Below are 13,296 nucleotides of genomic sequence, written 5' to 3'. Positions count from 1 at the left end.
GGACCTACCCACGCATTCCTTACGGAGAGTCACATGAAGTCACGCGTCATCAGAACCGCGCTATGCGGTGGCACGCCCATGGCTGCCGCTATCCTTTTCACGCTTCCGCTCCTTGCGCAATCACAGGCGAGCGTCAGCATTACTCTCGACTCAACACAGCTTCGCCGTACCATCCCGAACGACTTCCTGGGCCTGTCCTTCGAGATGAGCTCGATCATGGCCGCCAACAACAATGGAGCCTACTGGATGAGCGGCGCATCAACACCACTCAGCACCATGCTCTCCAAAATTGGCGTCAAGAACATCCGCATCGGCGGGAACTCGTCAGAACGCACACCCTATGCAACGACCACGGATGCGGCCAACGTCGATGCCTTCGCCAACCTCATCCAGGCGAACCTCATCTGGAACGTTCCCGTGAAGAACAATTACAACGCGAGTTCATCTGTGTCGTTTGTGCAATCGATGTACAACGACCAGCATGTTTCGCACAGCTATGGTTTTCCCACGAACATTGAGATCGGCAACGAGCCGGACAACGACGATGGCACCACCGGCAGTGCGATCAGCTATTCCACGTGGCAGTCTCGCTATGACACGCTCAGCAGCGACTTCCGCAACCAGATCAACGGCTCCATCCTGAGCACTGGCCCTTCGAGTGCCGGTTGCTGCACCTACCCCAATGGCCTCGAAACCGACTCCACGTACTCCGGTTCGCTCAAGAGCACCATCGGCTCGGTAACCGTGCACAACTACCCGCTGGGCTCGTCCGCGAACTTCGGCTCGGTCTCCAACGGAGACTCGCTGATCCTCGCCTCCACACTCGATGCCAAGTACCAGACCTTCTATAACAACTTCAACGACAACGCCAGCAACAATGGCTACAACGTTCGCATCGAGGAGACCAACAGCGCCTACGGCGGCTCCAACAACGGCGTGACCAACACCTACGCCGCGGCGCTCTGGGCACTCGACTACTTCTGCTACATGGCGTACAGCACGAACATGAGCGGTATGAACCTGCACAACGGGCCCATTGGTTCGGACTCCGGCTCCTACAACGCCGTCTCGCCGATCGGCGTCAGCAGCACACCGCTCTCGCTGCAGCCTCCCGGATATGGCCTTTGGGTCTTCCATTACGGTAGCCAGGGACAGCCTTTGAAGACGACGTTGACCAACTCCAGCGGAGCCAACATCACAGCCTACGGCCTCCTCGAGACCAATGGGGGCGAGACGGTGCATGTGATCAATCGGACCTACGGCTCCGGTGCGGTCGACGCGACGGTGACCGTAACGCCCGGCGGAAGCTACACGCACGCCCAGGTCATCTACCTGCAGCAGGCCAACAGTGACGTCACGGCGACCACAGGCATCACGTTCGGCGGCGCTGCCATGGATAGCAACGGCAACTGGACTGGTGGTTACGGTGCCGCTCAGACATTGAGTGGAAGCACGTTCACCTTTACATTGCCGCATACCCAGGCTGCGATCGTGCACTTCTACTAAGAGACAGCCGATTCCAAGAGCAAGAAGGCCGGGACATTGTCCCGGCCTTCTTGCATTTCAGGTCATATGGTGCGGAGGAGGGGACTTGAACCCCTATGGTTTTACCCGCTAGCACCTCAAGCTAGTGCGTCTGCCAATTTCGCCACCTCCGCAGCTCGGGCCTGCGGAACACCGCGAGGGGTGTGGCAGGAGCTACCGTGCGAACCGAAATCCAGTATAGCGCAATTTGTGACCTGAACAAAACCCACAGGCACGTGGTCTTCACGGCAAGGTGAAGCGCAAGCAAAGTGGACGCAAAACCCTAGTGAAAGCGCACCCTCCAGCTCATCATGCGCCGCATGGCGGAGGGCGCCACGGGGATCCCCGGCAGGTAGATTCTTGTTGAGAAAAGGGGGCCTGAGGAAATACCCACATCGAGGGGCTTGTTTCAATCGGCTATCGTTTCTATACAAATAGAGGTAACGACTTTTAGCCGAACATCAGGAGGCCCGCGTGACCTCACGCGCTATTGCACTGCTTACGTTTCTTGCCGCCACTCCCGCCATCTCTGCTCAGATTGCCAGCGAGCTCAAAGGCCGGGTAGCCGATGCCACCGGGGCAGGTATCCCGTCGGCGAGCCTGACGCTCGTCGAGGAGTCCACCCACCAGCGCTATCTCACGACCGCAGACGCCCGGGGTTACTTCGATTTCGTCGAGCTCGTCCCCGGCCGCTACACGATCGATGTCGCTGCGAGCGGCTTCAAGGGCCAGCATCAGCAGGGAATCGCTGTAGGCATCGGTGGCACCGTCGACGTGCCGTTGACGCTGGCCGCAGGCGGCTCGAGCGAGACGGTGAACGTCACAACGCAGCTCCCGGTGCTGCAGGCCGAGACCTCCGATATCCAGATGGCGATCGCGGCGAAGCACATCGCGGCCATTCCTCTGAACTCCCGTAACTTCATCAACCTCACGCAGCTCGCTCCTGGCGTCGAACTTCCTCCCGGCACCCTGCTTCCGCGTATCAACGGTGGCCGCCCGCGCACGAACGAGTACCTGTACGACGGCATCTCGGCCTTGCAGCCGGAGCCCGGCCAGGTCGCCTTCTTTCCCTTGCTCGATGACATCGCAGAGTTCGCGGTCGAAGCGAACAACGTCTCGGCCGAGTTCGGCCGCTTCAACGGTGGTGTGGTCAACGTCAGCACGCGCTATGGCACCGACACCTATCACGGCAGCCTCTTCGAGTACCTCCGCAACGAAGATCTCAACGCCCGCAACTTCTTCGCGCCCACGGGCCGCAAGCCCGACTATCGCCGCAACCTCTACGGGGGAACGCTTGGCGGTCCAGTGCTGCGCGGCAAGCTGTTCTTCTTTGGCGATTACCAGGGCATCAAGCAGGCCATCGGCGTAACGCGTATCTCCACTGTGCCAACCCTCGCGCAGCGCGCAGGCAACTTCGGTACGACTGCGATCTATAACCCTGCGACGACGACCTACAATGGCAGCGTCTATACGCGGCAGCAATTTCCCGGTAACACCATCAACGTGCCCTTCGATGCGGCTGCACAGGCGCTGCTGGCACGAATCCCGCTCCCAACCTCCACCGCCGCGACCAACAACTACAGCCGCACGGCCGATGACATCGACCACCAGAACCAGTTCGACTTCCGCGTGGACTTCGCCCACGGCACACGCGATCACGCCTTCGCGCGCTACAGCTATTACAACGAGGTCGAGGCCCCGGTCACGCCGTTCCCGGATGGCAGTGGCGCCATCTCCGGTTCGATCCTCGGCACGGGCAACGTCACCGGGCTCTCGAATGTGCTTGGGCAACAGGCAGTCGTCAACGAGACGCACACCTTCACAGCGCACCTTCTCAACGATGCTCGTGTGGGCTACACGCGCCGGGCGAATTACCTCTCGGGGAACACGGTGAGCGGCACAGCCTCGACGGCCCTCGGTATCCCCGGCATCCCGTCCAACGCGGCCTTCAACAACGCGCTGCCGACATTCACCTTTTCGAACGGGTTTGGCCAGCTTGGTTCTCCCGCAGGAGCCTTCTCCAACTACCAGACCGGCGTGTGGCAACTCGTCGACACCGTGATCTTCACGCGCGGCGCGCACAGCATCAAGGTGGGTGCCGACATCCGCTGGTATCAGCTCAACGCTGTGTCTCCGCCGAGTCCCACAGGCTCCTTTGCCTTCACCAACACCGGCACCGACACACAGGCGTCGGGTGCGGCCACTGGAGGAAATGCCTTCGCCAGCTTCCTGCTTGGACAGGTGGACACCTTCGCCATCGATCTTCAGACCTCAACGATCCGCCCGCGGGATCACATCGAGGCATTCTTCGCGCAGGACGATTGGCGCGTGACCCCGAAGCTCACAGCAAACCTCGGCGTGCGCTGGGACATCCACAATCCATCCGTCGAGAAGAACAACCAGGGTGCGGTCTTCAATCTGGCGACGCAGCAGCTCGATTACCTCGGCGTCAATGGCAATCCCCGCTCCGCTCGCGAGACCCACTACCTCGACTTCTCGCCTCGTGTTGGTTTTGCCTATGAGCTCACGCCCCGCACCGCCCTCCGTGGTGGCTTCGGCATCGTCTTCATCGACCAGTCGGGCATCACCACACCCTTCACTACCCCTCAGTTTCCATTCATCCAGAACGTGCAGGAGAAGACACAGGACTCGATCAACGCGCCCTTCACGCTCGCGAACGGCCCCAGTGTGCAGCCCATCGCGCTCAATGCGAACGCTGGACTCGGCCAGAGCGTGTACACCGCGAACCGCACGGCAGGCCCGGGCTACGTGGAGCAGTGGAACCTGGCCGCACAGCGTGCCGTTACATCGTCCCTGTCGTTTGAGGTTGCGTATGTCGGTTCGCACATCGTCCACGTAGGCATTCCTGACATGAACCTGAATCAGCTCACAGCTGCACAGCTGGCAGCTGGCCTCACCAACCCGGCTTCGCTTACGGGCCAGGTCACCAATCCGTACTACGGCGTCATTCCTACTTGGAGCTCCATCGGCACGCCAAAGATCGCCGCGGCCCAGCTGCTCAAGCCCTACCCACGCTTCCAGAACGTCGCGATCTACCGCAACAACTCTGGCACAACGAACTACAACGCGATCGAAGCGAAGGTGGAACAGCGAGTGACGCGCGGGCTCACCTTCACAGTGGCCTATACCCACTCGAAGCTCATCGACGATGCTTCCAGCGTCTTCTCGTCGACCGTGCTGTCTTCGCCGAACTCCTCGAGCCTCACGGGGGCGGACACCTTCCGCCCGTATCTCGAGCGTGACAGCTCCAGCGGCGACATGCCCAACGTCGAGGCAGTCAGCGTGGTGTATGACCTGCCAGCGGGGCGCAATCATCTCTTCGCCTCGGGCCCCGTCATGGATCACATCTTCGGTGGCTGGTCGGTGAACAGCATCTACACCGCACAGTCGGGTATGCCGGTCACGGTCACACAGACGACGAACTTCAACAGCTTCGCCGGCTTCGTTACCGCGCGGCCCAACTATGTCTCCAACCCGACGCTGCCCATGAACCAGCGCACCACGCAGCATTGGTTCAACAATGCAAACACAGCCGTGGCGACAAGCTATCAGGGAGCTGCGGCGTTTGCCGTCGCACCACAGTTCACCATCGGCAACGCCTCACGAAACCCCGTGCGTGGACCTGGCTTCCGCGACATGGATCTCTCGCTGATCAAGCACACGCACGTTACCGAGAAGACGGAGGTCGAGTTCCGCGCTGAGCTCTTCAACGTGCTCAATACTCCGGCGTTCGCGCAGCCCAATGGTGTCGTCGGCAACACGGCCTTCGGCACCATCACTGCAACCAGCGCCGAAGAACGTGTCGCGCAGTTCGCGATTCGCGTGAGCCGCTAGATCGCCCTCGGGTGCCCCGGGTCCGGACTGTCGGACCCGGGCTCACGCGCAACAACCCTCTGCATGCTCCATTAGCGATTCATCGACGAGCTTCAAGCTCGGTGGGTCAAAAAAACTTCACCAGCTCCGCGAACTTCTCGAGCTCCATCAGCGTCTGCCCCTGCGGCGCGGCATCGACCACTTCATGCTCCAGCACCCAGGTAAAGTCGTGCGGGATGAAGATGGCATTCAACCCCGCACCCAGCGCGGGGTTTACGTCGGAGCGTGGTGAGTTGCCGATCATCCACGTCGCCCCAGGCTCGCAGGCATGGTGTGCGATGAGCCGCTGGTACGCCGGAACGTTCTTCTCCGCGAGCACTTCAACACCCGAAAAGAACGCCGCCAGGCCGGAGCGCTCCAGCTTCCCACGCTGCTCCTCATCATTACCCTTGGTGACGAGGATGCAGCGGTGGCGCGTCGACAGTTCGCGCAGCGTGGCCTCCACATCCGGCAGCAGCTCAATCTCCTGCGCCGCGATGGACTCCGTGAAGCTCACAATGCGTGTGTGCTTCTCCGGCGTGAGCGGTTCATCGGCTAGCTGCTCGAAGCATGCGATCAACGACCGCCGAAAGCTCACCAGGCCATAGCCATGCTCCGCGATCGTGACGTGCTCGCAGTGGTTCAGGTACTCGCGCACCTCTTCAGGCGTGTGCACACGGTGATCGAGGTAGGAGATGAACGCAGCAATCGCGCGCTCAAAATAGATGTTGTTCTCCCACAACGTGTCGTCGGCGTCGAACAGCAGCGTCTGTCGCGTCATGCGCGAGGGCTCCGGCATATAGGTGATCACGTTTCGAGTCTACTTGGTCAGCAGTGGTTGAATCAGCCCCTGCACATTCGCCGCTACCTGCTTGTTGCCCTGCGCCGTCGCATGCGTGGCGTCGCCCTGCATGTCTCCGGGCACGCCCCACACCTTGTCCAGCAGGAAGGGAAGCAGCCGCGTGTGGTACTTCTTCGCCAGCGTGGGGTACATCGCGTTGAAGCGATGAATGTAGTCCGGGCCGTAGTCCGGCGGCAGCGTAATGCCCGCCAGTACCACGGTCGCTCCACCCTTCTGTAGCCCTTCGATCATCGTCGCCATGTTCTGTTGCGTCGCCTCCAGCGGAAGGCCGCGCAGACCATCATTGCCGCCGAACTCCAGCACCACGATCTTCGCGTGCCGGGCGACGATGTGCGGCAGCCGCTCCACGCCATCCTTAGTCGTGTTGCCGCTCACTCCCTCGTTGACCACGTGGTAGTGGTACCCCGCAGCGTCGAGCCGCTGCTGCAGGTAATCCGGGAAGCTCTGGCCGGGATCCGTACCATAGCCCGCAGTCAGGCTGTCCCCAAAACAGAGGATCAGCGGCCGCGGATCACCTCTGTCGTCCGAAGCGGGTGCCCCAGCGGGGGCCGGACCGTCTGTTGATATTGCGTGGAACTCCGGCGAAGGTGCGGGCGTAGTCTGTGGTGCGGGCTCTGCCTTGCGGCATCCAATCGCCAACACCGCAGCGAACAACATCGCCGGCGCCACTTTTACGACTAAGATGTTGCTACATCCCACCTGTCTCACACTGCCATTCTTTCAGAGGATTCCTCGCCTTGACCATTGCCGCCTCCGTTCCGTCCACCTCATCCGGCAAACCCATGATCGTGGTGGACGCGCTGCGCAAGTCGCTTCGCACCGGCTCGACGACCGTCGACATCCTCAAAGGCATCTCCTTCAGCATCGGGCAGGGTGAGTTTGTCGCCATCATCGGAGCCTCGGGCTCGGGCAAATCAACCCTCCTGGGCCTGCTCGCCGGGCTGGACAATCCGACCTCGGGCAGCGTCGCGCTCAACGGCACCGTCATCAGCAGCCTAGCGGAAAACGACCTCGCCCAGCTTCGCGGCAAGACCATCGGCTTCGTCTTCCAGAGCTACCAGCTCATCCCGACCCTTACGGCGCTGGAAAACGTCCTGCTGCCGTATGAGCTCAACGGCGATCCGCACGATGCTACGGGCGGGACCCAGAAGGCTGGGCGAGAGCGCGCTCGTCAGCTGCTCTCCAGCGTCGGCCTCGACGCCCGCATGGACCACTATCCCGTGCAGCTCTCCGGCGGCGAGCAGCAGCGCGTGGCCATCGCCCGCGCCTTCATGCTGCGTCCTCCCATCGTTCTTGCGGATGAGCCCACCGGCAACCTCGACACGGCCAACGGCGGCCACGTCCTCAACCTCCTGCTCGACCTCAACCGCACCGAGCACACCACGCTGGTGCTGGTCACGCACGATCCCGCACTCGCTGCCAAGGCGCGCCGCAGAATCACCCTCCGCGACGGCCTCGTCGTCAGCGACGACGTGTCTTTCGAAGCCGAAGCCGCATCGCAGGCGGGCGTCTAGATGGCCGGTCTCTCCTACGCCACAGCCACACGCATCGCCATGCGCGAGCTCAAGGCCTCGCGCGGCAAGTTTGCCTTCGTGCTGCTCTCGGTAGCCATTGGGGTTGCGGCGCTCACCGGCGTGCGAGGCTTCTCGTCGTCCTTCCGCTCCACGCTGCTGCTGCGAGCCCGCGCCATCATGGCGGCCGACATCGCGGCTAAGACCTTCCAGCCGCCCACTCCCGAAGAGCGCGCGAAGCTGACCGCGCTCGAAGCCAACGGTGTGCAGGAGACCGAGGTTACCGAGCTCGTCTCCATGGCCTCCGCAGCAGGTTCGCTGGACCCTCTGCTGGTGGCCCTGAAGGCCGTCGATCCCACCCGCTACCCGTTCTACGGCGACGTCACGCTCGATCCTGCAATGCCGCTCACCCAGGCGCTGACGGATTCCACCGTAGCGGTCGGAGATGACCTCCTGCTACGCCTCCACCTCAAGGTGGGCGACTCCATCAAGCTTGGTACCCGCACGTACCGCATCGCAGCCACCGTGCTCGAGGAGCCCGACCGCCTTTCAGGTGCCTTCGCTGCCGGGCCGCGCGTGCTGCTCTCGCAACATGCGCTGGCAGACTCAGGCCTCATCGCCCCGGGCTCGCATGCCAACCGGCGCTACCTCTATAAGCTTCCGCCGCCGCCTCCGGGCCGTGCCCTCTCAGACGAGGCGGTAGCTGCGCTGAAGACGCAGCTCGAAGCCACATTGCCCGAAGCCCAGCTCACCGACTATCGCGAGGCGAATCCCTCCATCACCCGCGCCCTCGATGGTGCCACCGGTCTGCTCTCGCTCATGTCACTGGTGGCGCTGGTGCTTGGAGCGGTCGGTGTGGCCATGGCCATGCGCGCGCACCTGCAGCAGCGGCTCGACTCCATCGCGATCATGAAGTCGCTGGGAGCGGACTCGTCGCAGGTCATCAAGATCTACACGATCCAGACGCTGCTGCTCGGCCTCGGTGGAGGCTTGCTGGGAGTGGTCTTCGGTCTCGGCGTGCAGATGGCCTTCCCGCTATTCCTCGCCAAGCTGCTGCACCTTACACCCGCGTTTCGGTTGGATGCCGGCGCCTCCGCACTTGGCCTGGGCTCGGGCCTGCTCACGACGCTCCTCTTCACGCTTCCGCCGTTGCTCGACATCCGTGATGTGCGGCCGATCCTCATCCTGCGCAGGGCCGTCGAAGTTTCGGAAGATCCTTTCGTCACCCGCCTCTGGCGCAAGCTGCTCAACTCTGGTGCCGAGATTCTCGCCGTCGTGCTCATCCTCGGCGGCCTCGTTCTTCTGGCATGGCGCGTCTCGGACTCGGCCCGTGTCGGAGCCGCCTTCGCCGGCGCCATCGCCGTCATCCTTCTCGTCCTGCTCGGCGCTTGCTCGCTGCTGCTGTGGCTGCTGAAGAAGTTCCTGGCCCGCACCCGCCTCGCGCTGCCCTCGGTGCTGCGCCACGGCCTCGCCAATCTCTATCGACCGGGGAACCCTTCGGCAGCACTCCTCGCCGCGCTGGGCCTCGGCGTCATGCAGATCGCTGCCGTCTACATGGTGCAACGCTCCATCGTGAATGACATGCAGGCCGCCATCGCGGAGAACCTGCCCAACATCTTCCTCGTCGACATGACGAGCGATGAAGCCGCCGGCATTCGCACGCTGCTTGCGACGCAGCCGCAGGTCAAAGGCAACCCGGAGCTCGTTCCCGTCTTCGGCTCACGCATCCTCGCGGTGGATGGCGTTGCTGCCGCGGAGCTTCAGAAGCAGCGTGAACAGGAGCGCGCGAAGCAGGGCAATGGCCAGCAACGCGGGCCCGGCGGCGGCGGAGCCTTCCGTTCCATCAACCTCACCTGGGCGCCCACAGATAACGCCCCGCCTCCCGGTGAGACCGTGGTGGCAGGGAAGTGGTGGACGACTGCGCAGGCTGCCGATGCAGCCAAGCACCCCATTGTTGCCATGGAGCGCCAGCGCGCCGACCGTCTGCACATCAAGGTAGGCTCTCAACTCACCATCACCGAGCAGGACACGCAGGTCAACGCCCAGGTCGTCGCTCTCTTCGATACCGATAGCCGGCACGCCTTCTCCCGTGCAGAGTTTGTCGTGCCGTCGAAGATGCTCGCAGGCATGCCGGTCGTCTGGTACGGCGGCATTCACTGCGACCCTGCAGCGACGAGTCAACTGCGCCGCGTGCTCTACGAGCACTACCCGACCGTCACAGTCATCGATGTCGCCGCGACCCTCGAGGTCGTGCGCCAGGTCATCCTCCAGATCACCTACGTCATCCAGTTCCTCGCCGCGTTCTCCATCTTCGCGGGCATCGTCATCCTGGCGAGCGCCATCGCGGGCACACGCTATCGCCGCATCCGCGAGGTCGTAGTCCTCAAGACGCTTGGCGCCACACGTCCGCGTATCGCCACCATCTTCTCGATCGAGTTCGCTGTGCTGGGGCTTGTCGCGGGGTTTGTCGGCGTGGTCTTCGCCAACCTGCTGGCGCGCACGCTGCTGCTGCATGCGCTGCACTTCGGCTACCAGTTCCAGCCATGGCTATCGCTCGGCGAGTGGCTGCTCGTTGGAGCGCGAGCTTCCGCGTGCTCGGACAGAAGCCTCTGGAGATCCTGAGAGAGGACTAGGTACGAGATGCGAGATACGGCTTTGCCGACTATCCAAGATGGCAGATGAGCGAACCTTCGCCTCTCGCGTCTCGCCTCTCGAATCTGTCTATGTTCTCCACAGGTTGACCCAAAGCCCCTGTTCTTCGTACACTGAACAGGTTGGTCGATAGTGGCTCTCCAAGCCTGCGACCAGCGGCTTCACATCAGCGCTGCCCTCTCGTTCAATGGTAGGACTAGCGACTCTGACTCGCTCAATCGGGGTTCGAATCCCTGGGGGGCAACCAACGCATCGCGTGTGAAGTCTGTTCTCGCAGCATGTGCCATCCGGCGCATGTCCGTGCTCCGATGCACTGCCTGGGCCTATACTGCGTCTACACATTTTCTTGAGATAGGCCGCCTATGCGCAACCTTGTGCTTCTGGCTTTGCTCTTTTCCTCCGTGTCTGCTTCGGCTGGCGCCCAGTGTGGCGACCACACAGAATCGGTCAACTTCCAGCAGGGTGCCGACTATCGCGGTCTCGTCTCGGGTGTCGTGGGTACCGTACCTGCGGTTGGCTCCGCCCTCAGCGGAGTCACAAAGGTGCTCTGGCAGGACAACTCACAGCAGCAGTTGATGGATGCCCTGGTCGACTATGTGAATCGAGTCGTGCCCGGCATGATCGCGCAGGAACACGCCCGGATTCTGCAGGAACATGTCGCTGGATTGCGCTCGCTGCTCAATGACTACAACCAGACGACGGATCCCGTGCAGAAAGGGCAGTACCTGACGGCGTTGCTGGCGCTGCTCGACGAACTGGAGCCGGAGTTCTTCGATCCTCGTGTCCCAGAGCGGACCATGGCGCACTTTGTCGCCTTCGGAAGCATTCGTCTCGTTGCCCTACGGGAGCAGTATCTCTTCGCCCGGGTGTACTACGGCAGCGATGCGGATCGCGTCCTCCATGAAGCCAAGCTGCGCACTGCAGTGGCCACCTACCGACAGGCGGCGGTTGCCATGCGTGGTCGCGTCATGGACTGGCGCATGGGGATGATCCACCTCAACCAGGGCTCCGCCTCGAAGCTCAGCGGCAGGTTCATGAACATGTATCACTGGTGGAATACGCATGACGACTTCTGCGACACCACGGTTCTGAGTGCTTCGTCTTCGAATAATAGCGGCGCAATCCGGGACGCAGGGGCCACGTTCAGGCAGCACACCGGCGAATATCGCCAAAAAGTATCGAGCTCCTTTGGCGCTGAACTCGACACCATTCTCAAGCCGACACAGGACTGGCAGAAGCTGCTGGACACGGCGGTCGCACCTACGCAGCCGCCACATGCCCTCGCTCAGCCGTCGCAAGGCTCCAATGTGGCCGTCGGAACGCTTTAGTGCAGCTCTGCCGTGCGCAGAAAGTCGAAGCTCCCACCCGGGTTCAGCACGACGCCTGTGACTCGCGTTGAGTGCACCACCTCATTGTTCGGATAGAACAACGGAACGCTCGGCAGGTCACGCGAAAGGATCTGTTCCACCTCTGCGTACTCCTTGCGGCGGACCTCCTGGTCCGTCTCCGTCGCGGCTGCCATCAGGAGGGAATCGACGCGCGCATTCGAATACCTGCCCCGGTTCGCTCCCTTCGGAGGAAAGCTCGTCGAGGCATACGCATAGCGGAAGATGTCCGGATCTTCGTTCACGCCGATCCACTTCAGGATGTACATCTGGAACGCGCCATGCGTGATGTCCGCGTAGAAGGTTCCAAACTCCGCCGAACGAATCTTCATCTCGATGCCCGCAGCCCGCAGCTGTTGCTGGATCGCCTGCGCTTCAAGCCGCACCGTCTCGTCCGTCGAGGTCTTGATCGTGAAGCGCAGGCGGATGCCGCTCGCATCCGGCTTCATTCCTGCTTCGTCGAGCAACTTCACCGCGCGCGCCACATCATGCGGATAGTGCGCGAGCCCCGCCGGATCAGCTGCAGCCCAGGAGCCGATTGGCAGCAGCGTGTCAGCAGCCACGGCATGTCCTCGCCATAACGTGCGGATCAACGCATCGCGATCCAGAGCGCAGGCGATGGCCTGGCGTACTCGCGGATCATGCAGCACCGGGTCAGCCGTGTTGAAGTTCGCGTAGATCACCGCAGCTCCCGTGCCGCCTTCGACACGAAGATTGGGCAGCCCGGTGAGCGCATGCACCATATCTTCGGAAAGCACATTGGACTCGAGATCAGCTGAGCCCTTCTTCATCTCCAGCGCTGCGGTGATCGTGTCGGGCACCACCTCAAAGCGCACGCGCTCAATGTGGGGCGCTCCGCCCCAATAGCCAGCGTTGCGTTCGAGCACCACATCCTTGTCCTGCACCTGGTCGACGAACTGGAACGGGCCTGTGCCCACCGGATGCAGGCCTTCATCTCGTCCCGCACCCTTTTCAACGATGCCGAAGAGGCCGTCGCTCATGTTGAACAGCAGGCCGTTGTCGGAGGTCTTCGTATGCACAGTGAGCGTCAGCGGCGCGGGAACGCTTACCTTGTCGATGCCGCGAAACGCTCCACCCTTCGCCGTCACGATCGAGCCGTTGGTCATGCTCTCGATCGACCAGGCAACATCATCGGCGGTCAGCGGCTTTCCATCGTGGAACTTCACACCGGGACGGATATGGAAGATCCACGTGAGTGGATCAGGCCGCTCCCAGGACGTCGCCAGCCATGGCACGAGGTTGAAGTGATCGTCCTTGCGGGCCAGCGCCTCAAAGATCAGGGCGCCAACACGTTCTGATTGCGCATCCGTACCTTGACGCACATCCAGATTGTTGGGGGAGCTCTCGATGAGCATGTTCAACGTTCCCGGGTCAGGCCGCGACGGCCCACAGCCCGCAAGTCCCAGCGTCACCGCAAGAACGGCACAGACGCTGGTTCGAGAACGCATTCCGACTTTGCCCCAGTGCT

Annotated in this window: 8 protein-coding genes and 2 tRNA genes; 6 read left to right on the top strand and 4 right to left on the bottom strand. The window is 62.2% G+C overall.

What is annotated here, in order from left to right; genetic code table 11:
• Positions 1-33 precede the first annotated feature (33 nt).
• Positions 34-1,506: a glycosyl hydrolase family 79 C-terminal domain-containing protein gene (locus tag C4S68_RS04605; protein WP_103931783.1), complete on the top strand. Its 1,473-nt coding sequence runs from the start codon at positions 34-36 to the stop codon at positions 1,504-1,506.
• Between the two features lie 67 nt (positions 1,507-1,573).
• On the opposite strand, the gene C4S68_RS04600 is transcribed toward C4S68_RS04605, so the two are convergent.
• A tRNA-Leu gene (locus tag C4S68_RS04600) sits at positions 1,574-1,658 on the bottom strand.
• Positions 1,659-1,998: 340 nt separating this feature from the next.
• Between C4S68_RS04600 and C4S68_RS04595 the strand changes: the two genes are divergently transcribed.
• The gene (locus C4S68_RS04595; protein WP_103931782.1) at positions 1,999-5,379 is read left to right on the top strand and encodes a TonB-dependent receptor; all 3,381 of its coding nucleotides are present in this window, start codon (positions 1,999-2,001) and stop codon (positions 5,377-5,379) included.
• 106 nt (positions 5,380-5,485) lie between these two features.
• On the opposite strand, the gene C4S68_RS04590 is transcribed toward C4S68_RS04595, so the two are convergent.
• Positions 5,486-6,178, bottom strand: coding sequence for an HAD family hydrolase (locus tag C4S68_RS04590; RefSeq protein ID WP_235011352.1), 693 nt, complete (start codon positions 6,176-6,178; stop codon positions 5,486-5,488).
• A gap of 39 nt (positions 6,179-6,217) precedes the next feature.
• On the bottom strand, positions 6,218-6,916 hold the full coding sequence (locus C4S68_RS04585) for an arylesterase (RefSeq protein ID WP_103931780.1): 699 nt from the start codon (positions 6,914-6,916) through the stop codon (positions 6,218-6,220).
• Between the two features lie 125 nt (positions 6,917-7,041).
• On the opposite strand from C4S68_RS04585, the gene C4S68_RS04580 reads away from it, so the two are divergent.
• The 4 genes from C4S68_RS04580 (at position 7,042) to C4S68_RS04565 (ending at position 11,750) form a co-directional block, all read left to right on the top strand.
• The gene (locus C4S68_RS04580) at positions 7,042-7,773 is read left to right on the top strand and encodes an ABC transporter ATP-binding protein (RefSeq protein ID WP_103932189.1); all 732 of its coding nucleotides are present in this window, start codon (positions 7,042-7,044) and stop codon (positions 7,771-7,773) included.
• The gene (locus C4S68_RS04575) at positions 7,774-10,392 is read left to right on the top strand and encodes an ABC transporter permease (protein ID WP_235011351.1); all 2,619 of its coding nucleotides are present in this window, start codon (positions 7,774-7,776) and stop codon (positions 10,390-10,392) included. It begins immediately after the preceding gene.
• A 203-nt stretch (positions 10,393-10,595) separates the two neighbouring features.
• Positions 10,596-10,669, top strand: a tRNA-Gln gene (locus tag C4S68_RS04570).
• A 115-nt stretch (positions 10,670-10,784) separates the two neighbouring features.
• Complete coding sequence (locus C4S68_RS04565) at positions 10,785-11,750, top strand: insecticidal delta-endotoxin Cry8Ea1 family protein (RefSeq protein ID WP_103931779.1); 966 nt, start codon at positions 10,785-10,787, stop codon at positions 11,748-11,750.
• On the opposite strand, the gene C4S68_RS04560 is transcribed toward C4S68_RS04565, so the two are convergent.
• Positions 11,747-13,276, bottom strand: a complete 1,530-nt coding sequence (locus tag C4S68_RS04560) for an ABC transporter substrate-binding protein (protein WP_103931778.1) — start codon at positions 13,274-13,276, stop codon at positions 11,747-11,749. The genes C4S68_RS04565 and C4S68_RS04560 overlap by 4 nt on opposite strands.
• Between the last annotated feature and the right edge of the window lie 20 nt (positions 13,277-13,296).

It is taken from the genome of Bryocella elongata, assembly GCF_900108185.1.
GTDB classification, from domain to species: Bacteria; Acidobacteriota; Terriglobia; order Terriglobales; family Acidobacteriaceae; genus Granulicella; species Granulicella elongata.
This window is presented reverse-complemented; position numbering and strand designations above follow the sequence as displayed.